This is a genomic window from Streptomyces sp. NRRL S-1022 (genome assembly GCF_000720135.1).
Classification (GTDB): Bacteria; Actinomycetota; Actinomycetes; order Streptomycetales; family Streptomycetaceae; genus Streptomyces.
Genome location: NZ_JOIU01000012.1, coordinates 13,617 through 36,231, shown reverse-complemented (window position 1 = coordinate 36,231; position 22,615 = coordinate 13,617). Strand labels below are relative to the sequence as shown.

Annotated in this window: 15 protein-coding genes; 9 read left to right on the top strand and 6 right to left on the bottom strand. The window is 73.9% G+C overall.

Going from position 1 to position 22,615, the window contains the following annotated elements; genetic code table 11:
- Positions 1-36: 36 nt before the first annotated feature.
- The 4 genes from IG05_RS0117905 to IG05_RS0117890 all read right to left on the bottom strand — a co-directional run bounded on the left by IG05_RS0117905 (position 37) and on the right by IG05_RS0117890 (position 3,836).
- Positions 37-906 carry a biotin-dependent carboxyltransferase family protein gene (locus IG05_RS0117905; RefSeq protein ID WP_030343717.1) on the bottom strand — a complete coding sequence of 290 codons (870 nt, stop codon included), beginning with the start codon at positions 904-906 and terminating at the stop codon, positions 37-39.
- Complete coding sequence (locus IG05_RS0117900) at positions 903-1,520, bottom strand: 5-oxoprolinase subunit B family protein (RefSeq protein WP_030343716.1); 618 nt, start codon at positions 1,518-1,520, stop codon at positions 903-905. The genes IG05_RS0117905 and IG05_RS0117900 overlap by 4 nt, the downstream gene beginning before the upstream one ends.
- The gene (locus tag IG05_RS0117895) at positions 1,517-2,329 is read right to left on the bottom strand and encodes a LamB/YcsF family protein (protein ID WP_078894311.1); all 813 of its coding nucleotides are present in this window, start codon (positions 2,327-2,329) and stop codon (positions 1,517-1,519) included. The genes IG05_RS0117900 and IG05_RS0117895 overlap by 4 nt, the downstream gene beginning before the upstream one ends.
- 178 nt (positions 2,330-2,507) lie before the next feature.
- Entirely contained in the window at positions 2,508-3,836 is a 1,329-nt protein-coding gene (locus IG05_RS0117890; RefSeq protein WP_030343712.1) for an MFS transporter, read from the bottom strand.
- A gap of 127 nt (positions 3,837-3,963) precedes the next feature.
- Here IG05_RS0117890 and IG05_RS0117885 point away from each other — a divergent pair, with 127 nt between their 5' ends.
- The 4 genes from IG05_RS0117885 (at position 3,964) to IG05_RS0117870 (ending at position 11,942) form a co-directional block, all read left to right on the top strand.
- On the top strand, positions 3,964-4,671 hold the full coding sequence (locus tag IG05_RS0117885; protein WP_030343710.1) for a GntR family transcriptional regulator: 708 nt from the start codon (positions 3,964-3,966) through the stop codon (positions 4,669-4,671).
- A 132-nt stretch (positions 4,672-4,803) separates the two neighbouring features.
- Complete coding sequence (locus tag IG05_RS0117880) at positions 4,804-6,333, top strand: hypothetical protein (RefSeq protein WP_030343708.1); 1,530 nt, start codon at positions 4,804-4,806, stop codon at positions 6,331-6,333.
- Between the two features lie 31 nt (positions 6,334-6,364).
- Positions 6,365-7,243, top strand: a complete 879-nt coding sequence (locus IG05_RS0117875) for a hypothetical protein (protein ID WP_030343705.1) — start codon at positions 6,365-6,367, stop codon at positions 7,241-7,243.
- A 70-nt stretch (positions 7,244-7,313) separates the two neighbouring features.
- Positions 7,314-11,942, top strand: a complete 4,629-nt coding sequence (locus IG05_RS0117870; protein WP_030343702.1) for a hypothetical protein — start codon at positions 7,314-7,316, stop codon at positions 11,940-11,942.
- A gap of 117 nt (positions 11,943-12,059) precedes the next feature.
- Here the strand turns inward: IG05_RS0117870 and IG05_RS0117865 are convergent, their stop codons facing one another.
- Positions 12,060-12,593, bottom strand: a complete 534-nt coding sequence (locus tag IG05_RS0117865; RefSeq protein ID WP_030343700.1) for a hypothetical protein — start codon at positions 12,591-12,593, stop codon at positions 12,060-12,062.
- Positions 12,594-13,013: 420 nt separating this feature from the next.
- On the opposite strand from IG05_RS0117865, the gene IG05_RS0117860 reads away from it, so the two are divergent.
- Genes IG05_RS0117860 through IG05_RS0117840 form a run of 5 tightly spaced genes read left to right on the top strand, consistent with a single transcriptional unit; the run spans position 13,014 to position 20,942 of the window.
- Positions 13,014-15,821, top strand: coding sequence for a nitrate- and nitrite sensing domain-containing protein (locus IG05_RS0117860; protein WP_030343698.1), 2,808 nt, complete (start codon positions 13,014-13,016; stop codon positions 15,819-15,821).
- Positions 15,818-16,252, top strand: a complete 435-nt coding sequence (locus IG05_RS0117855) for a roadblock/LC7 domain-containing protein (protein ID WP_030343695.1) — start codon at positions 15,818-15,820, stop codon at positions 16,250-16,252. The genes IG05_RS0117860 and IG05_RS0117855 overlap by 4 nt, the downstream gene beginning before the upstream one ends.
- Before the next feature lie 9 nt (positions 16,253-16,261).
- A complete protein-coding gene (locus IG05_RS0117850; protein WP_030343692.1) occupies positions 16,262-16,657 on the top strand; it encodes a DUF742 domain-containing protein in 396 nt (131 codons plus the stop codon).
- A 24-nt stretch (positions 16,658-16,681) separates the two neighbouring features.
- On the top strand, positions 16,682-20,356 hold the full coding sequence (locus IG05_RS0117845) for a hydantoinase B/oxoprolinase family protein (RefSeq protein ID WP_030343690.1): 3,675 nt from the start codon (positions 16,682-16,684) through the stop codon (positions 20,354-20,356).
- Complete coding sequence (locus tag IG05_RS0117840; RefSeq protein ID WP_030343688.1) at positions 20,337-20,942, top strand: GTP-binding protein; 606 nt, start codon at positions 20,337-20,339, stop codon at positions 20,940-20,942. Before IG05_RS0117845 ends, IG05_RS0117840 begins: the two co-directional genes overlap by 20 nt.
- Before the next feature lie 81 nt (positions 20,943-21,023).
- Here IG05_RS0117840 and glpK read toward each other — a convergent pair whose 3' ends face one another.
- A complete protein-coding gene (glpK, locus tag IG05_RS0117835) occupies positions 21,024-22,553 on the bottom strand; it encodes a glycerol kinase GlpK (RefSeq protein WP_030343685.1) in 1,530 nt (509 codons plus the stop codon).
- Between the last annotated feature and the right edge of the window lie 62 nt (positions 22,554-22,615).

The window sequence follows — 22,615 nt, the reverse complement described above, 5'->3', positions numbered from 1 at the left end:
GCCCGGGACGGCCGTGGACGCCGGGGCCGCCCGTGCTCAGCGGCGCCGCACCGACAGGAACCGGACCGGGGTGCCCGGCAGCGCCTGCGCGGCGGCCGGCAGATCGGCGGCGCGGACCACCGCGATCACCGGGTAGCCCCCGGTGGTCGGATGGTCCGCGAGGAAGACCACCGGGCGCCCGTCCGGCGGGACCTGCACCGCGCCGAGGACCATGCCCTCGCTGGGCAGTTCACCGGTCCGGGCCCGCTCCAGCGCGGGCCCCTCGGTGCGCAGGCCGATGCGGTTGCTCGCCGCGGACACCCGGTACGCGCGCGTGGTCAGGTCCCGCACCGCCCGCGCCGTGAACCAGTCCGCGCGTGGCCCAGGGGTCACCCGGAGCACGAGCTCGGCCGGCGGCGCCGGCTGCGGCGCGCCGTCCACGCGCGCGGGAGCGCCGGCCGGGGCGCCCAGCGGCAGTACCGCGCCGTCCGCCAGCGGGGCCGGACCCAGTCCGGACAGAAGGTCGGTGGCGCGGCTGCCGAGGACCGGCTCCACGGCGATCCCGCCGCCGACCGCGAGGTAGCTGCGGACACCGGCCGTGGCCGCGCCCACCTCCAGCAGCGTGCCCGCCGGCACCACGACCGGCGCACCCCACGCGGCCGGACGGCCGCCCACCGCCACCGGGCACGGCGCGCCCGCGACCGCCACCGTGACGGTCGAACGCGCGCGCAGCGCACAGCCGTCGAGGGTGGTCTCCAGGACGGCGGCGTCCGGCGGATTGCCGACGAGCCGGTTCCCCAGCGCCGCCGCGGCCGGGTCGAGCGCGCCGGAACGGGGCACGCCGAGGTGTGCGTGTCCCGGCCGCCCGCGGTCCTGCACGGTGGTCAGCGCCCCGGCGCGCACCACGACGAGCGCACGGTCGCTCATGCCCCCTCCACCGGTACGAACCGCACGCGCGTCCCCGGGGCCAGCAGCGCGGCCGGTACCCGCGTGTGGTCCCACAGCACCGCGTCCGTCGTCCCTATCAGCTGCCAGCCGCCCGGTGAGGAACGCGGGTACACGCCCGTGTACGGCCCGGCCAGCGCCACCGCACCGGCCGGGACGGACGTGCGCGGGGTCGCGTGGCGCGGGACGTGGTAGCGGTCCGGGAGCCCGGTGAGGTAACCGAAGCCGGGGGCGAAACCGCAGAAGGCCACCGTGAACTCGGTGCCCGCGTGGACGCGGGCCGCCTCGCGCGCACTCACCCCCCAGCGCTCGGCGACCGCCGCCAGGTCCGGGCCGTCGTAGCGCACGGGCAGTGCGATCGGCTCGCGCGCGTGGGCGGCCACGGCCGGTACCCGCGCGGTGGCCAGCTCCGCCGCCCAGCGGGCCGGCTCGGCCAGTCCGTCGAGCAGCACCGTACGGGCCGCCGGGACGATCTCGCGGACGCGCAGCGTGCCCTCCGCGCGGCGCCGCAGCAGCTCCGCGTGCAGGGCCTGCGCCTCCTCCCCGGAGGACACCTCGACGAGCAGCGCGTCGTCGCCGACGGGAAGCGTCCTCACGCGAACGCCTTCAGCCGCACCCCCGCGGCCACCAGCCGCTCCCGCACCCGCCGGGCCAGGCCGACCGCACCGGGCGTGTCGCCGTGCAGGCACAGCGAACGGGCGCGCACCCCGATCCGTGCGCCGGAGTGCGCGATCACCGCGCCGGAGAGTGCCAGGCTCACCGAGCGCTCCACGACGGCGTCCGGGTCGGTCACCACGGCGCCGTCCCGGCCGCGCGGCACCAGCGTGCCCTCGTCGGTGTACGCGCGGTCCGCGAAGGCCTCCGTGACCGCCGGCAGCCCCGCCTCGGCGGCCAGGGCCAGCAGCCGGGAGCCGGGCAGGCCCAGCACCGGCAGCGAGGCGTCCGCCAGCCGCACGCCGTCGATCACCGCCCGGGCCTGCTCCTCGTCGTGCACGACCCGGTTGTAGAGCGCGCCGTGCGGCTTGACGTACGCCACGCGTGACCCCGCGGCCCGCGCGAACACCTCCAGGGCGCCGATCTGGTAGGCCACTTCGGCCGCCAGCTCGGCGGGCGGCACCTCCATCGCGCGCCGCCCGAAACCGGCCAGGTCCCGGTAGGAGACCTGCGCGCCGATCGTCACCCCGCGCTCGGCCGCCTGTTCGCACACCCGGCGCATGGTGGCCGCGTCCCCGGCGTGGAAGCCGCAGGCCACGTTGGCGCTGGTGACGACGGACAGCAGCTGTTCGTCATCGGTCAGCCGCCAGCGGCCGAAGCCCTCGCCGAGGTCGGCGTTCAGATCGATCGTGGCGCTCGCGGTCTTGGTGCTCGCGGTCAAAGTGCTCGCGGTCTTGGTGCTCGCGGTCATGGTGTTCTCGTGTCTCCGGTCGTCGTGGAGTCTTGTCTGTGACGCGGGTTCCGGTCCGGCGTGTACGAGCTCGCGCACGGCGGCCGCGGGAAACGGGCCCGCGCCGCTGTCGGACGCCACGCGTGCGCGTGCGGGCCGGCCGTGACGACGGGACGGACCCCGCTACGCTTCACCCGCGTCACGCCAGCTCCCTCCCGCGGGTCTCCGGCAGCCCGAGCAGCGCCAGCGCGGCGAGGCCGTAGCCGATCGCGCCGAAGACCAGCGCACCGCCCACGCCCCAGCTGTCCGCGAGGAAGCCCACCAGGGTCGGGAACACCGCGCCCACCGCGCGGCCCGTGTTGTACGTGAAGCCCTGCCCGGTGCCGCGCACCGCGGTCGGGTACAGCTCGCTCAGGTAGGAACCGAAGCCGCTGAAGATGGCCGACATGCAGAAGCCGAGCGGGAAACCGAGCACCAGCAGCAGGGTGCCGGCGCCGTGCGGGATGTTCGCGTACGCCACGATGCACAGCGCCGACAGCAGCGCGAACAGCCAGATGTTGTTCCGCCGGCCGAGCCGGTCGGTGAGCCGGCCACCCGTCAGGTAGCCGAGGAAGGCGCCGGAGATCAGGAACGTCAGGTAGCCGCCGGTGCCGACGACCGACAGACCCCGCTCGGACTTCAGGTACGTCGGCACCCAGGTCGCCAGCGTGTAGTAGCCGCCCTGCACGCCGGTGGACAGCAGGCACGCGAAGACCGTGGTGCGCAGCAGGCCCGGGGCGCCGTCCCGGCCGGGCCGGAAGATCGCCGTGAACGAGCCCCGCCGCGGGTCCTGTTCGCGGGCCGCCGTCGCCGTGGGCGCGTCGTGCACCCCGCGGCGCAGCCACACCACGAGCAGCGCCGGCAGCGCGCCGGTCCAGAACATCACCCGCCAGGCCAGGTCGTCGCCGGCGAAGGAGAAGACCAGCGTGTAGACGGCCGCCGCCAGGCCCCAGCCGATCGCCCAGGAACTCTGGACCGCGCCGAGCGTACGGCCCCGGTGGCGGGCGCCCGCGTACTCGGCGACCAGGATCGCGCCCACCGCCCACTCGCCGCCGAAGCCGAGGCCCTGGAGGGCGCGGAAGACCAGCAGCGTCTCGTAGGTGGGCGCGAAGCCGCAGGCGACCGTGAAGACGGCGTAGGTGATCACCGTGATCATCAGGGCCCGGACCCGGCCCAGCCGGTCCGCGAGGACGCCCGCCGCCGCGCCGCCGACCGCCGAGACCACCAGCGTGATCGTGGTGAACAGGCCGGTCTGGCCGCTGTCGAGACCGAAGTACGCCGCGAGCGCCACCATGCTGAGGGGCAGGGTGAAGTAGTCATAGGAATCCAGGGCATAGCCGCCGAAAGCGCCGGCGAAGGCGCGCCGGCCGCTCGGGCCGAGGGCGCGCAGCCAGTCGAACGCGCCGTCCTCGTCGGTGCGTTCGGCCGGCGACGGGTGTGCGGCGGTGGAGGGCGCGGAGGGCGAGCGGGGCGGTGGGGTCGTGCTCATGGGCACCTCGCAGAAGGAAGACGGAGGGTGCGGAGAAGTGAGCCGTGCGGAGCACCGTAGAGGATCGTTCAACGATCCCTCAATACCCACGTTGTCTCGTTCCGGGGTCTGCGATTGAATTCCGGGCATGGCAGAGCAGCTGACGGGACTGGCCGGCGACCGTGTCCTCCTGGGCCGTACGAGCACCGCGGAACGGGTTTCGGACATCCTCAGGAGCCGCATCTCCGAGGGCTACTTCCCGCCCGGCACCCGGCTGTCGGAGGACGGCATCGGAGGGGCGCTCGGTGTCTCCCGCAACACGCTGCGCGAGGCGTTCCGGCTGCTCACCCACGAGCGCCTGCTGGTCCACGAGCTCAACCGCGGGGTGTTCGTGCGGGTCCTGACCGTCGAGGACGTGGAGGACATCTACCGCACACGCTCCCTGGTCGAGTGCGCCGTCGTACGCGGGCTGGGCGCACCGCCGTACCGGCTCGGCGGACTGGTCGCCGCGGTCGAGGACGGGCGGACGGCGGCCGCGGAGAACGACTGGAAAGAGCTGGGTACGGCCAACATCCACTTCCACCGGGAACTGGTGGCCCTGGCCGGCAGCGAGCGCACCGACGAGCTGATGCGCAGCGTCTTCGCCGAGCTGCGCCTCGCCTTCCACGTCGTGGACGACCCGCGCCGCCTGCACGAGCCCTACCTCGCCCGCAACGCCCGGATCCTGCAGGCCCTGCAGGCGGGCGACCGGCGCGGCGCGGAACGGCAGCTGGAGACGTACCTCACGGACTCCCTGGAGCGGGTCGTCGAGGTGTACCGGCGCCGGGTCGGCGAGGATCCGGCGGGCACCTCCTGAGCTTCGGCGGGGCCTCCTGCGCTTCGGCGGCGCCTCCTGTGAGCTTCGGCGGGCACCTCTAGAGCTTCTGTGACGGCCGTCGCTTCTGAGCCGTTTGGGCCGATGTCAGACCCAGGACCTAGTCTGTGCACCGTGACTTCGCCTGCATCGACGGACCGCGTTCCGCCCCAGCTCAGCGCGGGGCCGCGCCCGGCTCCGGGTCCGGCCGCCGACGAGGGGCTGGCGCGCCGGCTGCGCGCGCTCGCCTGCACCGCGCCGCTGCACGACCTGGACGCCCGCAAGGCCAACCTGGCCGGCGAGTACTCGGTGTACGGGATGGCCGAGGTGGCGCTGGCCGCCATCGACCTGGTCACGCTGAACATGGACTTCGACACCGGCGCCGACCACGAGCAGATCGTGGCCCGGCTGATCCCGCGCATCGCCGCCCAGGCCCCGCACCGGCCCACCGCCGAACACGAGCGGGTGGCCCGCTGGGTCCTGGAGAACCTCATCAACGTCGGCAGCGTGGACCGCGGCTTCCGCGCGGTGTACGGCACCTTCGCGCCGGACGGCACCTACGTCCGCCGTGACTACGACTTCAAGCTGATCGAGGAGGTACCCGGCCCCGGCGGCACGGTGTACCTGCGCACGACCGACGAGGCGGTCAACGTCCTGGTCGGCGCCCTGGACACCGACGTCACCAGCGCCCAGATCGCCGCCGAGGTCAAGCTGGAGGTGCTGATCAGCCGCGGCCGGCTCGCCGACGCCCAGCTCGCCGCCGAGCAGGCCCGCTACCGCACGGTGCAGTACTCCGAGACGCTCCGCCGCGCCCTGGACGCCACCCGGCGCAACGTCCGCGCGGTCGACTGGCTCAACGCCGTCCCCGACATGATCGCCGAGGCCCTGGACCACGTCGCCGAGCGGTACCGCCACGAGAACGCCATCCTCACCAACATCCGCAAGGCCCGCGACGAGACCGAGGAGCCCGAGCACAAGCGCCGCGCCGCCGAACTGGTCGACATCGTCAAGGACTGCATCCGGCGCCACACCCAGCTCCAGTCCCGCCTGCTGGAGGCCGGCCCGCTGTTCCGCGCCGAGCAGGACCGGCAGGCCTTCGCCACACCCGCGACCACCTCCGGGATAGACCTCTACGGCCATCTCGTCGCCCCCGTCCTGCCGCTGCCCCTGGAGCAGGCGATCCGGGTGACGGACGCCTTCTTCGCGCGCGGCACGGGACTGCGCACACCGGTGTCCGTCCGGGTCGGGGACCTCGTCGACATCCTGCTGACCCCGCCCGTCGAGCGCGAGCACCTGGGCGCCGAGATGCCCGAACCCGACCTGATCGCCACGCCGGACGACAGCCGGTTCAGCGAGGAGCAGCTGGCCGCCGCGACGGAGCTGCTCGACCTGCCGGCTGACGCCCCGCGCAGACTGTCCGGGCTGCTCGCCGAGGCCCGGCGGACCGGTGACCCGGACCTGGCGTACCTGGTGGCGCTGCTGGCCGTCCACGCGGCCAGCCCGGCCGTCGGCACCGCCTACCGGCAGGGCGAGGGGAAGCTGCTGTTCGCCGTGGACGACGGCACCGAACTGGACGATCCCGAGTTCGGCGGGGCGGACCTGATCGTGGGGACCGCCCTGCTGGACGCGGCCGGCATGGCCGCGGACCGGACGGAAGCAGCATGAGTGGACCACAGCACGACAAGGAGCCCAGCCCGTGACCGAGCACGTCGACCGGAGTGAACCCGAGCCTGCCGCCGCGCCGGCGGGCTCCGCCGTCACCCCCGCCGACGCCGCCGACGCGGCGCGGCTCGTCGCCTTCGGACTCCAGCCCAAGCTGGCGCCCGCGCGCGACCAGGAGTACACCGAACTGCTGCGCCGCTACCGCGAGAACCCGGCGTTCGCCCGGCTCGCGGACGCCGTCGCCGCCGGCCTCGGGCTCGTCGTGCTGGAGGTGTCCCCCCGCGCGGGCATGGCCGTGACCGCGGCCGAGGACTCCGTCTTCGCGGTCCGTATGGGGGACTACGCGCGTCGCACCGCCGCCGACTCCGCCGACCGCTTCCTGCACGGACTGGCTCATCTGGCGGTCGCCGCGCTGGCGTTCCCGCGCCCCGAGGACCTCGCCGACGACTCCTACATCGGCCGGGTCACCGTCAACGGCGTCGACGCCTTCGTGCGGCAGGCCTGCCGCCGCCTGGAGGAGCGCGCCGAGGAACAGGGCGAGAACACCGACCCGGCGACCGACGCGCCCGGCCTGGAGGCCGCCTGGCGGATCTGGGCCAGACGCAGCGCCACCGGCGCCACCAAGGACGCCCGCCGGCCGGCCGCCTCCACCACCGGCATCGTGGCGAAGGCCCTCGCCTTCCTCACCGACTCCGGCTTCCTGCAGCGCACCGGCGACGACAGCGGCGGCACGTACCGCACCACCGCCCGCTACCAGCTCCAGGTCCGCGACATGGCCGGCAGCGCCGCCCTGGCCGAGCTGCTGGAGCTGGGCGTCGTCCCGGTCACCGACGGCACGGCCACCCTGCTGCCCGCCGAGGACACCGACGACCTGGACCTGGTGGCCGACGCCGGGCTGCCGTTCCACTCCTGACGCCTGGAGCCCCGCAGCTCCAGGAACCCCTGAACCACCGCACTTTTCACCAGACTTACGAGAGTCCGCCATGTACGAGCTGTCCCGGGTCCGCCTCTACTCCATCGGTCCCGCCGGTGCGCGCTACGCCGACACCGTGCTGGACCTGCGGGGAGTCGGCCAGCCCGTGCCCGACCCGGCGCCCACGCAGGCGGAGTTCTTCGAGGACGAGCCGTCCGGTCCGCCGCGCCGGCCCGCGCCCGCGGGCGTGCTGTTCCTGGAGAACGGCGGCGGCAAGTCCGTCCTGCTCAAGCTGATCTTCTCGGTGATGCTGCCGGGCCACCGCAACACCCTCGGCGGCGCCAGCTCCGGCGTGCTGCGCAAGTTCCTGCTCGCCGACGACTGCGGCCACGTGGCCCTGGAATGGCAGCACGTGCTGACCGGCGAGTGCGTCGTCGTCGGCAAGGTCAGCGAGTGGCGCGGACGGCAGGTCTCCAACGACCCGCGCAAGTTCGCCGAGGCCTGGTACTCCTTCCGCCCCGGCCCCGGCCTCAGCCTGGACAACCTGCCCGTCGCCGAGTCCACCGCCGTACGGCCGCCCGTCGAGGGCTCCTCGGGCGCGCAGGGCCGCCGCCGCACCATGAAGGGCTTCCGCGACGCCCTCATGGAGGCCGGCAAGGCCTACCCGCACCTGGAGGTGCACTGGGAGGAGATCCACGAGCGCTGGACCGAGCACCTCGGCGACCTCGGCCTCGACCCCGAACTCTTCCGCTACCAGCGCGAGATGAACGCCGACGAGGGCGAGGCGGCCGGCCTCTTCGCGGTCAAGAAGGACTCCGACTTCACCGACCTGCTGCTGCGCGCGGTCACCGACACCCGCGACACCGACGGCCTCGCCGACCTCGTCAGCGGCTTCGGCAGCAAACTCGGCCGGCGCGCCGAGCTGATCGCCGAACGGGACTTCACCGCCGGCTCCGTCGACCTGCTCGGCCGCATCGTGGAGGCCGCCGAAGCGCGTGCACGCGCGCGTGACATCCACGCGGGCGCCGAGCGCCGCACCCGCACGCTGGCCCGGCGGCTGTCCGCGCGGGCCGTGCGGGAGCGGATCCGGGCCGCCGACCTCGCCCAGCGCGTGACGGCCGCCGCGTACGCCGTCACGCACTCCGAGGGCGCCCGCGAGCGCAGCTCCCTCATCGCCGCCGAACTCGCCTACCGGCACGCCTCCCTCGCGCTCGCCGCCGCCGAGAAGTCCGCCGCCGCGCAGAAGCGCGAGCTGGCCGACGCCCGCACCCTGCACTCCGCCTGGCAGGCCGCCGAGGCCGTGCTGCGCCACCGCGCCGCCGCCGACCGCGTCGCGCGCGTGTCCGCCGCCATCCAGGAGGCCGAACGGGACGCGGCGCCCGCGCTCGCCGCCCGCGCCAAGGCCGCCGTGGACCTCGTACGGGCCCTGCACGCCGCCGCGGGCAGTGCCGAGTCCCTCGCCAACGAGGAGGAGGAGCGCTCCGCCGCCCTCCAGGAGGTCAGCGACTCCGCCTACCGCGACTCCACCGCCGCCGCCACCGAGGCGCAGCGGGCCCGCAGCGAGGCCGGGCACCTGCGCCAGCGGCTGGCCGAGGTCGAGCAGGAGACCGCCGAGGCCGTCCGCGCGGGCTGGCTGGACGACAGCGCCCCGGACGCCGACCCGGCGCGGGCCGCGCTCGCCGCCAGCGACGCCGAGAAGACCGCCGTCGCCGCCTGGGACGCGGCCCGCGAGGCCGCCCGCAAGGCCACCGAGCACGCGCGCGAGGCGGCCTCCGCCGAGTCCCGCGCGGAACTGACCGCGGCCCGCGCCGCGGACGCGGCGACCGCCGCCGAGCGCGCCCACGAGGCCGAGCGGCGCCTCGCGGAGTCGCTGGCCGCCGAGGAACGGCTCGCGGAGCTGCTCAGCCTGCCGGGCGCGCCCGGCACGGCACGGGTGCCCGCGCCCCGGACGGAAGGGTCCGACGGCACGCGCGCACCGGCCTCCGGCAGCGCCCAGGGCGTCCTCACCTCCGAGGAACTCGACCGCTTCGCCGACGAGTTGCGCGAACTCCTCGACGCGGCCGTGTCGAGCGCCGAACGGCACCTGTTCGACCTGCGGACGGCCGCCGCCGACGACGCCCGCATCCTCGGCGCCCTCGGTGACGGCGGACTGCTGCCGCCCGGCCCGGACGTGCTGGCCACCGTCGAGTTCCTCGGCGAGCACGGCATCCCGGCCCTGCCCGGCTGGCGCTACCTCGCGCAGGCCGTCGACCCCGCCGACCACGCGCGCGTGCTCGCGGCCCGCCCCGAACTGGTCGACGGTGTGATCATCACCGACCCGGACACACACGCGCGGGCCCGCGAGGCCCTCGGTGACGCCGCCCTGCTGCCCCGTTCCGCCGTCGCCGTCGGCACCGCCGCGGCGCTGCTCGCCCCGCCCCCGGCCGCGGGCACCGCCGCCGGTGACGTGTTCCTGGTGCCGCCGAACCCGGCCATGCACGACGAGCACGCCGCCGACGAGGAACGCCAGGCGCTGCGCGCGCGGGCCACCGAGCGCGACGACGAGATCCGCGCCCTCGCCGCCCGCCTCGGCAAGGACCGCGAACTCGCCGCACGGCTCACCTCCTGGCGCACCGGCTGCCCCGCCGGCCGCCTCACCGAGCTGGCCCGGGCCGCCGAGGAGGCCCGCGTCTTCGCCCAGGAGGCCGAGGCGGAACTCGCCGAGGCCCGCACCACGCGCGTGGAGACCGACGAGGCCGCCGCCGAGGCCACGCAGATCCGCGACGAACGGCAGGAGACCGCGCAGAAGGCCCGGCGCGCCGCCGACGCCCTCGCCGGCCTCGCCTTCCGGCTGCGCGAGCGCGCCGCCTGGCAGGTGAAGCTCCGCGAACTCGCCGACGAGGCCGCCGAGTCCGAGGCCCGCGCCCAGACCTGCCTGGAACGCGCCCGCGCCGCCGACGAGGACCGCCGCGCCGCCCAGCGCGCCGCCGACGACGCCCGCCGCACCGCCCGGGCCCTGCGCGCCGAGCGCGCCGAGATCGCCGGCGCCCCCGACGACGTACCCGCCGCCGACGACGCCCCGAAGGCGTCCCTGCCCGCCCTCCGCGAGGCATACCGGGCCGCCTCCCAGGTGTACGAGAAGGTCGGTGTCGGCGCCGACCTGCGCGCCGAGCAGGCCCGCGCGGAGAGCGACGAGAGCGCCGCCCGCGCCGAACTGGACCGGCTCAGCAACAAGGTCCGCACCCGCGCCGAGCAGCTGCTCCAGTCGCCCGACGGCTCCGACGGGCCTTCCCGGCAGGCCGCCGCCGCGCGCGCGGAGGAGCTGGTGCAGCTCCTGGAGACCCGGGTGTCGACCGCGAGCGAGCAGCTCGGCCGGCTGCGCGGCGAGGCCGAGCGGCACGCGCCCGAGGACGGCGAGGCCCACACCGAGCTGTCCGAGGACCTCGTCCCGCGCGACGCCGAGCACGCCCAGGCGCTGCTGCGCACCGCCACGGCCGAACTCACCGCCCGCACCGAGGCGCTGGCCGAGGCCCGCGAGGCGCACGCCGAACTGCTGGACGCCCACCGCGCGGCCGAGGAAGCGGCCGGCGGCTTCGACGAGATCGCCGCGATGCTCCGCGACCTGCTGCGCGAACACACCGCCGAGGAGGAGCAGGAGGAGACGGAGCCGTACCCGGGCACCCTGGAGGAGGCCCGGCACTCCGCCGCCGAGGCCCGCCGCTCGCTGCGCGGCTGCGCCGCCGACCTGTCCGCCGCCGAGACGGCCGTACGCGAGGCGAGCGACGTCCTGGTCCGGCACGCCAACTCCACGCGCTACGAGCAGGTGCGCACCCCGGCCCGGCAGCAGATCCGCGAACTGCCCGCCTCCGCGCTGCCCGAGCACGCCCAGAAGTGGGCGGACGCGTTCGCGCCCCGGCTGCGGGTCCTGACCGACGAGCTGGCCCAGCTGGAGCGCAACCGCGACTCGATCGTGGACCGGCTGCGCGGACTCGTGGAGTCGGCGCTCGCCACCCTGCGCTCCGCCCAGCGGCTCTCCCGGCTGCCCGAGGGGCTCGGCGAGTGGTCCGGGCAGGAGTTCCTGCGCATCCGCTTCGAGGAGCCCGACCAGGCCACGCTGACCGAACGGCTCGGCGAGGTCATCGACGAGGCCACGCGCGCGGCCGTCAAGAAGAACTCCGACCTGCGCCGCGACGGCATGTCCCTGCTGCTGCGGGGCGTCGCGGCGGCCCTGCAGCCGAAGGGCGTGGCCGTCGAGATCCTCAAGCCCGACGCCGTCCTGCGGGCCGAGCGTGTGCCCGTCGGGCAGATGGGCGATGTGTTCTCTGGCGGTCAGCTGCTCACCGCCGCCATCGCCCTGTACTGCACGATGGCCTCGCTGCGCTCGAACGACCGGGGGCGGGACAAGCACCGGTACGCCGGCACGCTGTTCCTGGACAACCCGATCGGCCGCGCCAACGCGACCTACCTGCTGGAACTCCAGCGGGCCGTCTCCGACGCGCTGGGCGTCCAGCTGCTGTACACCACCGGCCTGTTCGACACCACCGCCCTCGCCGAGTTCCCGCTGGTCATCCGCCTGCGCAACGACGCCGACCTGCGGGCGGGCCTGAAGTACATCAGCGTGGAGGAACACCTCAGGCCCGGACTGCCCCAGCCGCCCCGGGCCGGAGAGACGGTGCACAGCGAGATCACGGCGACGAGGATGTACAAGAAGCCGGCGTAGTTCCCGGGCCTCTCCTGCGGATGGCCGTCAGGAGGGTGACGCCGGCGGTGCCGTGACGCGCCGGAGCGTCCGTGACCGGCGGCGGCCGGCCAGGGTCGGGCCGGAGGCAGGTCGGGGTCAGGAGTGCGACAGCTGACCGGCGCCGCCCCTGCGGCGTATCCGCTCCTGTTCCCGCACGCTCGCCCGGTCCTGCCGCCGACGGGCCCGCCGCTCCCGGCGGAGGGCCCGGGCCGTGCTGCTCGGCTCGGAGACCACGCCGTACCGCTGGCTCCACACCTGGCGGGTCACCCACACGTCGACCACGGCCCAGGTGGCCGCCACCGTGCTCGCCACGCTGCTGATCACCATGGGGAACGCCAGCCAGGACCCGGCCAGCGTGCACAGGAACGCGACCATCGCCTGGATCAGCGTCACCGCTATGACAAGGACCGCCCGCACCGCCGCTGTACGCACCGGATCGGGCATCGGGTGCCGCCGCGCGGGCTCTTCCACCCACAACGGCTGGTAGTCCTGCCGCTGTTCGTCACCGACGGACATCCCCCTGTGCCTGTGCACCGGAATGTCGTGATCCGGCGCCCTCCGGCCCCGCCCCGCCTGCGAGCGTTCCGCCACGCTCTCCTCGGGCGCCTTGCGCCGCTCCGCCGTGCCCATCACCGTGTCACTCCCCACCGCCAGCAGACCGCTCGCCCCCGGCATCCGAAGACCCCGTCTCCCCAGTGGCTGCCCGGCTTGCGCTGCTTTACGCCGCCGGGGTGCGGGATACGGCTCCTGTGGCCCGTTCCGCCCCCATTTCCCGTAGAGAAGGACGCACGGGAGCCGGCAAAGATTCCCAACCGGCGAAAATTTCCAGCCATCCGCTGTCTGTGACGTCACCGTCGTGCCGGGTACGGCTGTCCGTATCGCGGTGGCAATCTCCCGCAATGGCCGGACAACTCGCCATGTCTCGCCGTCAGAGCGGAAGTTCGCCCTCCGGACATGTCTTCGAGTTAACTGTGAGGCGGTAGTAGGCTCGCGCCGTTTGTAGACGGACATGAGCACCCCCGGCCGGCGGGGGTCGAGCTGGGGGAGGCCATGCGCTTTCGCGGGAAGTCGATCCGCCGGAAGATCGTGGCGCTGCTTCTCGTGCCGCTGGTGTCCCTGACCGCTGTCTGGGGCTTCGCCACGGTGCTCACGGGCCGCGAGGTCGCCCGGCTGTTCCGCGTGACCGACGTGGTCCAGGACATCGGCTACCCGGCCGAGGATACCGTCCGCGTCCTGCAGCAGGAGCGCAGGCAGACCCTCGTCTACCTCGCCGACCGGCGGGCCTCCGAGGCCCTCTCGGCACTGCACCGCACCCGCACCGCCACCGACCGGGCGATCACCGCCTTCCGCGCGAACGCCAAGGACGGTGACCTCCGGTCGGGCATGGACGGGGACGACAACGAGCACCTGACCGCCGTGCTGGACGCCCTCGGCGGCCTCGACTCGCTGCGCCGCGGCGTCGAGCAGGGCACCGTCACCCGGGCCCAGGCGTTCTACCAGTACAACCGCCTCGTCGACCCCTGCTTCGCGCTCCTCGCGTCCCTCGACGGTATCGACGACGTCGAGATCGACAAGCAGGCCCGCGCCCTGGTCAGCATCACCCGTGCCCGCGAGCTGCTCTCGCGCGAGGACGCCCTGCTCGGCTCCTCCCTCGTCGTCGGCCGGCTCACCCGCGACGAGACCCGCGAGATCTCCGACCTCGTCGCCCAGCGCACCCTGCTGTACGACATCAGCCTGCCGCTGCTGCCCGCGGGGGAGCGCGAACGCTACGACCACTTCTGGAAGAACGCCACCACGGCGCCGCTGCGGGTGGCCGAACGCTCCGTCACCTCGTGGGAGTCCGGCACGCCCCGCGGTGTCACCGCGCAGAGCTGGGACTCCGCCGCGGCGTCCGTCCTGAAGGAACTCGGCACCCTGGACGACCAGGTGGGCGACCGTTTCCAGGACCACATGCGTCCCGTCGCCGTGGAGGTCATCGCGGAGGCCGCCGTCGCGGGCGTCCTCGGACTGGTCGCGCTGCTGCTGTCCGTCGTGCTCTCCATCCGGGTCGGCCGCACCCTGATCCGCGACCTGCGCCAGCTGCGGCTGGAGGCCCACGAGGCGTCCGGCGTCCGGCTGCCCAGCGTGATGCGCCGGCTGTCCGCGGGGGAACAGGTCGACGTCGAGACCGAGGTACCGCGCCTGGAGTACGACAAGAACGAGATCGGCGAGGTCGGGCAGGCCCTCAACACCCTCCAGCGCGCCGCGGTCGAGGCCGCCGTCAAGCAGGCCGAGCTGCGCGCCGGTGTCTCCGAGGTCTTCGTCAACCTCGCCCGCCGCAGCCAGGTCCTGCTGCACAAGCAGCTGACGCTGCTGGACAGCATGGAGCGCCGCACCGAGGACACCGACGAACTCGCCGACCTGTTCCGCCTGGACCACCTCACCACCCGTATGCGCCGGCACGCGGAGGGCCTGGTGATCCTCTCCGGTGCCGCGCCCTCCCGGCAGTGGCGCCGGCCCGTGCAGTTGATGGACATCGTCCGCGCCGCCGTCGCCGAGGTCGAGGACTACGAGCGCATCGAGGTCCGGCGTCTGCCGCGGGTCGCCGTCACCGGGCCCGCCGTCGCCGACCTGACCCATCTCGTGGCCGAACTCCTTGAGAACGCCACCGTCTTCTCGCCGCCGCACACCGCCGTCCAGGTCCTCGGCGAGCGCGTGGCCAACGGCTTCACCCTGGAGATCCACGACCGGGGTCTCGGCATGACGGCCGAGGCTCTCCTCGACGCCAACCTGCGCCTCGCCGAGACCCCCGAGTTCGAACTCTCCGACACCGACCGGCTCGGTCTGTTCGTGGTCAGCCGTCTCGCCCAGCGCCAGAACGTGCGGGTGTCCCTCCAGCCGTCGCCGTACGGCGGCACCACCGCCGTGGTGTTCATCCCCGACGCGCTGCTGACCGACGACGTCCCGGACACCAACGGCATCGGCTTCCGGCTCGACCGGGACCGCTCGGCGAAGGGCACCGAGACCGTGGGCCGCGCCGGCGGACGGTCCCCGGCACCGCTGCAGCTGCCCGGCGTGCCTACCTCCCTGCTGGACGGCCCGGTCGAGCTGGAGGCGCCCGTCGACCTCGACGCGCTGGACGGCTTCCCCGGCGCCCTCCCGGACGAGGACAGCGAGCGGGGCGGTCTGTTCCGCCCCCGCCGGCCCCAGCCGGAGGACGAGGGACAGGAAGCCACCGGGGCGGCCGACCGGCTGTCGCGCGAAGGGACCGGCGACCTCGGACCCGTATCCCTGCCGCGGCGGCAGACGCCCAAGCTGGTCAGCTCGCACGGCAAGCCCGTCAGCGACCAGCGGCCCCGCCGCGGCGAACCGGACCCCGGCCCCTCCGCCGGACCGCGCCGCTCCGACCCGGGCGGACTGGCCCCGCTGCCCGCCCGCCGTCGCGGGGGCGCCTCCCGGCGTCCCACCGAACGCACCGACCGGGCCGAGGACCGCGCCGCGACCCCGGTGGAGAGCGCCGGGGCGGCACCCGGGACGCCGGTACTGCCCAGGCGCACCCGTCCCGGGGCGCCCGACGCCACCGGTCCGGCGGACATGCCTCGCGGCGACACCACGGCACCTGCCGGTGACGCCCCCGAACCGGGCGTCGGGCCGCTGCCCCGGCGGGTACGCCAGGCGAACCTGGCCCCCCAGCTCAAGCAGGACAACGCCCGGCGCGCCGGGCGAGCGGAGACGCCCGCCGACCGCGATGCCGAGGAGGTCCGCAGCCGGATGGCCTCGCTCCAGCGCGGCTGGCAGCGCGGCCGGGAGGAGAACGCCGAGGGCGACGGGGCCCGTAACGGCACAGCACGAGGAACGACTAAGGGGGACGGTCGATGACCGCACCGAAGGCGACCGGCCACACGGCGACGAACAACGGCGAGCTGAACTGGCTCCTGGACGACCTGGTCGACCGGGTCGCCAGCATCCGCAAGGCCGTCATCCTGTCCGGCGACGGACTGCCGACGGGGGTGTCCAAGGACCTGACCAGGGAGGACAGCGAGCATCTGGCCGCAGTGGCGTCCGGCTTCCACAGCCTGGCCAAGGGTGTGGGCCGCCATTTCGAGGCGGGCAGCGTCCGCCAGACGGTGGTCGAACTGGACGACGCCTTCCTCTTCGTCACCGCCGCCGGGGACGGCAGCTGCCTCGCCGTCCTCTCGGACGCAGACTCCGACGTCGGACAGGTCGCCTACGAGATGACGCTCCTGGTCAAGCGGGTCGGCGTGCATCTGGGCACCGCCCCGCGCACCGATCTGCCCGCAGGCGGGTAGTGGGATGGCATGAGCGCAGACGGTCAGACAAGAAACCACTGGTTCGACGACGAAGCCGGGCCGGTCGTCCGTCCGTACGCCATGACGCGGGGCCGCACCACGAGTGCGGGCCAGCACCGCCTCGACCTGATCGCGGTGGTGGTCGCGGAGCCCGGCACCGGCGACCCGGAGTCGGACCCGACACTGTCCCCGGAACACGTGGAGATCGTCGGGCTGTGCCGGGACGCCCCGCAGTCGGTCGCCGAACTCGCCGCGGAACTCGACCTGCCGATCGGCGTGGTCCGCGTCCTCATCGGCGACCTGGTGCACGCGGAACTCGTCCATGTGACGCGGCCGGTCCCCCCGGCCGAGCTCCCGGACGAGAGTATTCTGCGCGACGTGATCAACGGCCTCCGGGCGCTGTGACCGGCGCGGAAGCGGGGTAGTGACGTGACTGGCTGGCAGTTCTGGGTCGACCGAGGCGGCACCTTCACCGACATCGTCGCGCGTCGTCCGGACGGCCGGCTGCTCATGCACAAGGTCCTGTCCGACAGTCCCGCTCGCTCGGGCTCCCGGCCGGGCCAGAGCGGGGGGACCGCTGTCGCGGACGCCGCCGTCGCGGGCGTACGAGAACTCCTCGGCGCCTCCCGGGAGCCCGTCGAGGCCGTCCGCATGGGCACCACGGTCGCCACCAACGCCCTGCTGGAACGCAAGGGCGAACGGACCCTCCTCGTCGTCACCCGCGGCTTCCGCGACGCGTTGCGCATCGCCTACCAGAACCGCCCCCGCATCTTCGCCCGCCGCATCGAGCTGCCCGAGCTGCTCCACGAACGGGTCGTGGAGGTGGACGAACGCGTCGCCGCCGACGGCACCGTCCTGCGCGCCCCCGACCTGGACGCCCTGGCCGGCCCGCTCCAGGAGGCCTACGACGACGGCATCCGCGCCATCGCCGTCGTCTGCCTGCACAGCCACCTCCACCCCGGCCACGAACGCGCCGTCGGCGAACTCGCCGCCCGCATCGGCTTCCCGCAGATCTCGCTGTCCAGCGAGGTCAGCCCGCTGATGAGGCTCGTCCCGCGCGGGGACACCGCCGTCGTGGACGCCTACCTCTCGCCCGTGCTGCGCCGGTACGTACGGCACATCGCCGACGAACTGCGGGGCGTACGGCTGATGTTCATGCAGTCCAACGGCGGGCTGACCGAGGCCGGACAGTTCCGCGGCAAGGACGCCGTCCTCTCCGGACCGGCCGGCGGCATCGTCGGCATGGCCCGCATGTCCCAGCGCGCCGGCTTCGACCGCGTCATCGGCTTCGACATGGGCGGCACCTCCACCGACGTCTCGCACTTCGCCGGCGAGTACGAACGGGTCTTCACCACGCGGATCGCGGGCGTCCGGCTGCGCGCCCCCATGCTGGACATCCACACCGTCGCCGCCGGCGGCGGCTCCGTCCTGCACTTCGACGGCTCCCGTTATCGCGTCGGCCCCGACTCGGCAGGCGCCGACCCCGGCCCCGCCTGCTACCGCGCCGGCGGCCCGCTCACCGTCACCGACGCCAACGTGATGCTCGGCCGTATCCAGGCCGCCCACTTCCCCGCCGTGTTCGGGCCCGAGGGCGACCAGCCACTGGACGCCGGCCTCGTCCGTGACCGGTTCACCGCCCTCGCGCACGACATCCACGAGCGCACCGGCGACGACCGCACCCCCGAGCAGGTGGCCGAGGGCTACCTGCAGATCGCCGTCGCCGACATCGCCAACGCCGTGAAGCGGATCTCCGTCCAGAAGGGCCACGACGTCACCCGCTACGCCCTGACCACCTTCGGCGGCGCGGGCGGCCAGCACGCGTGCGGGGTCGCCGACGCGCTCGGCATCCGCGCCGTCCTCGTGCCCCCCATGGCCGGCGTGCTCTCCGCGCTCGGCATCGGCCTCGCCGACACCACGGCCATGCGCGAGCAGTCCGTGGAGGCGCCCCTGGAAGCCGCCGCCATGCCGGGCATCCGCACGACGGCCGACGACCTGGAGACCGCCGCCCGCGCCGAACTCGCCGCCGAGGACGTCCCCGAGGACCGCATCCAGGTCACCCGCCGCGCCCAGCTCCGCTACGACGGCACCGACACCACCCTCACCGTCGAGCTGGGCGAGCCCGACGCCATGAGACACGCCTTCGAAGAGCGTCATCGCGCCACGTACTCCTTCACACTCGACCGGCCCGTCGTCGTGGAAGCCCTCTCCGTCGAAGCCACCGGCATCACCGCACCCCCCGATCTGTCCGCCCTCGCCCCGTACGAGGGCCGCTGCGATGCGCCCGGCACCGTCCGTCTCCACACCGGCGGCGCCTGGCGTGACGTACCCCTCCACCGCCGGGAGGCCCTCCCTCCAGGCGAGACCGTCACAGGCCCCGCGATCATCACCGAGGCCGGCGCGACGACCGTCGTCGACGACGGCTGGCGGGCCGCCGCGACCGATGACGGGCATCTGCTCATGGAACGCGCGGTGATTACGCAGAGTTCCGACCTCGACACGGAAATCGATCCGGTTCTCCTTGAGGTCTTCAACAACCTCTTCATGTCCATCGCCGAACAGATGGGCGCCCGGCTGGAGTCCACGGCCCAGTCCGTGAACATCAAGGAGCGGCTGGACTTCTCCTGCGCCCTGTTCGACCCGGACGGGAACCTGGTGGCCAACGCCCCCCACATCCCCGTCCACCTGGGCTCCATGGGCACCAGCGTGAAGGAGGTCATCCGCCGTCGCGGCGCCGCCATGCGACCGGGCGACACCTACGCCGTCAACGACCCGTACCACGGCGGCACGCACCTGCCGGACGTCACCGTGATCACCCCCGTCTTCGACACCGACCGGGGCACGGACACGGGGAGTGAGCCGCGGATCCTCTTCCATGTCGCCTCACGCGGTCACCACGCCGAGATCGGCGGCATCGCCCCCGGCTCCATGCCCGCCCACAGCGGCACCATCGAAGAGGAGGGCGTCCTCTTCGACAACTGGCTCCTCACCGAGAACGGCCGCTTCCGCGAGGAGGAGACCCGCCGGCTGCTCACCGAGGCGCCGTACCCGTCCCGCAATCCGCGCACCAACCTCGCCGACCTGCGCGCCCAGATCGCCGCCAACCAGAAGGGCGTCGACGAGGTCCGCCGCATGATCGAGGAGTTCGGCCTCGACGTCGTACAGGCCTACATGCGGCACGTGCAGGACAACGCCGAGGAGGCCGTGCGCCGCGTCATCGACGCCCTGGACGACGGTGAGTACGCCTACGAGACCGATTCGGGTGCCGTCATCCGGGTCCGGATCCGTGTCGACCGCGCCGAGCGCCGGGCGACCATCGACTTCACCGGCACCTCCCCACAGCTCGCCACCAACTTCAACGCACCCCTGGCGGTGGTCGACGCCGCCGTCCTGTACGTCTTCCGCACGCTGGTCGCCGACGACATCCCGCTCAACGACGGGTGCCTGCGCCCCCTCGACATCATCGTGCCGGCCGGTTCGATGCTCGCCCCCGAGCCACCCGCCGCCGTCGTCGCGGGCAACGTCGAGACCTCGCAGGCCATCACCGGCGCGCTCTACGCGGCGCTCGGCGTCCAGGCCGAGGGCTCGGGCACCATGAACAACGTCACCTTCGGCAACGACCGGCACCAGTACTACGAAACCATCGCTTCCGGATCCGGTGCCGGCGACGGTTTCCCCGGCGCCGACGTGGTCCAGACGCACATGACCAACTCCCGGCTCACCGACCCGGAAGTCCTGGAGTGGCGGCTTCCGGTCCGGCTGGAGGAGTTCGCCGTACGGCGGGGCAGCGGCGGCGCCGGGCGGTGGCGCGGCGGTGACGGAGCCGTCCGCCGCATCCGGTTCCTCGAACCGATGACCGTCTCCACGCTCTCCCAGCACCGCCGCGTCCCCCCGTACGGCATGGCCGGCGGCGCCCCCGGAGCGCTCGGCGCCAACCGGGTGGAGCGAGCCGACGGCACGGTCACCGACCTCGGCGCGAGCGGCTCGGCCGGCGTCGGGCCCGGCGACGTACTCGTCATCGAAACCCCCGGTGGCGGCGGCTACGGCCGACCGTCGCCCGCACCCGATCAAGCAGGAGAAGAGACCGATGATCTTCGGGCGTTCTGAGCGCGGCAAGCCTCCGGTCGAGCCCGTCACGCTCAAGATCCTGGTGGCCGGCGGCTTCGGCGTGGGCAAGACGACCCTCGTCGGCGCGGTCAGCGAGATCAGGCCGTTGCGCACCGAGGAACTGCTCACCGAGGCCGGGCGACCCGTCGACGACACCAGCGGTGTGGAGGGCAAGCACACCACCACGGTGGCCATGGACTTCGGCCGCATCACCCTGCGCGAGGACCTGGTGCTCTACCTCTTCGGCACGCCCGGGCAGGAACGGTTCTGGTTCATGTGGGACGAGCTGTCCGAGGGGGCGCTCGGCGCCGTCGTGCTCGCCGACACGCGCCGCCTGGAGGACTGCTTCGCCGCCGTCGACTACTTCGAACGGCGATCCATCCCCTTCCTCGTGGCGGTCAACTGCTTCGAGGGAGCGGCCCGTTACCCCGTCGAGTCCGTCCGGCAGGCACTCGACCTGGACGACGACGCGCCCGTCCTGCTGTGTGACGCCCGCGACCGGGAGTCGGTCAAGGATGTACTCATCGGCGTCGTCCAGCACGCGATGGAGTACGCGGCCGACCGCCGCCAGGCCGTGCTCGGCTGACCGGGCACGGCCCGTACCCCCGCCGACCGGGGTACGGGCCGCGCGCTTGTGCGCAGCACCCACCCGCGCGTGCGCCTGCTCCTACACCTCCGAGTCCCCGTCCTGCGCCAGCCAGCCGAAGCTCTTCTCCACGGCCCTGCGCCAGTTGCGGTACTCGCGGTCGCGGACGGGCGCCGCCATGGCGGGCGTCCATTCGGCGTCCTTCTGCCAGTGCGACTTCAGCTCGTCCAGGCCGTTCCACACCCCCGTGGCCAGCCCGGCGGCGTAGGCGGCGCCCAGACAGGTCGTCTCCGACACGCGCGGCCGGATCACCGGCACGCCGAGAACGTCCGCCTGGTGCTGCATGAGCAGGTCGTTCCTGGTCATGCCGCCGTCCACCTTCAAGGTGGTGATCCGCACCCCGGAGTCCTGGTGCATCGCGTCCACGACCTCGCGGGTCTGCCAGCTCGTCGCCTCCAGCACCGCGCGCGCGAGGTGCGCCTTCGTGACGTACCGGGTGAGGCCGGTGACGACCCCGCGCGCGTCGGAACGCCAGTACGGCGCGAACAGGCCCGAGAACGCCGGCACGATGTAGGCGCCGCCGTTGTCGTCGACGCTCGCCGCCAGCGTCTCGATCTCGTCGGCGTTCCGGATGATCCCGAGCTGATCGCGGAACCACTGGACCAGCGCGCCCGTTATCGCTATGGACCCCTCCAGGCAGTACACCGGCGCCTCCCCGCCGATCTTGTAGCCCATCGTCGTCAGCAGCCCGCTCTTGGACGCCACCGGCCGGTGGCCGGTGTTCAGGAGCAGGAAGCTGCCGGTGCCGTAGGTGTTCTTCGCGGTGCCGACGTCGTAGCAGGCCTGCCCGAACAGGGCGGCCTGCTGGTCGCCCAGCGCCGAGGCCACGGGCACTCCGGACAGCTGCCCGACCGCGGTGCCGTACACCTCGGCGGAGGACCGGATCTCGGGGAGCACGGCCTCCGGCACGTTCATCGCCGACAGGATGGAGGGGTCCCACTGGAGGGTGTCCAGGTTCATCAGCATGGTGCGGCCGGCGTTGGTGACGTCGGTGACGTGACGGCCGCCGTCGGTGCCGCCCGTGAGGTTCCAGATCAGCCAGGCGTCGATGGTTCCGAACGCGATCTCACCGCGTTCGGCCCGCTGCCGCAGGCCGGGCACGTGGTCCAGCAGCCAGGCCGCCTTGGGCCCGGAGAAGTAGCTGGCCAGCGGCAGCCCGGTCCGTTCGCGGAAGCGGTCCTGGCCGTCCGTGCCGCCCAGTTCGCCGCACAGGGCCGCCGTACGGGTGTCCTGCCAGACGATCGCGTTGTGCACGGGCTTGCCGGTGGCGCGGTCCCACAGGACCGTGGTCTCCCGCTGGTTGGTGATCCCGAGGGCGCTCAGCTGGTCGGCGCGCAGCCCGGCCTTGGCGAGCGCCCCGGCCACCACGGCCTGCACCTTGGACCAGATCTCGGTGGCGTCGTGCTCCACCCAGCCGGGCTTGGGGAAGATCTGCCGGTGCTCGCGCTGGTCGACGGCGACGATCGCGCCGCCGTGGTCGAACACGATGCAGCGGCTGGACGTGGTGCCCTGGTCGATGGCGGCGACATACGTGCCGGCGGTGTCCGTCATGGCTGCCCCTGGGTCGCTGGGTCGGATCGCTGGAAGGCCGTGCGGGGATCGGGAGCCGGTGG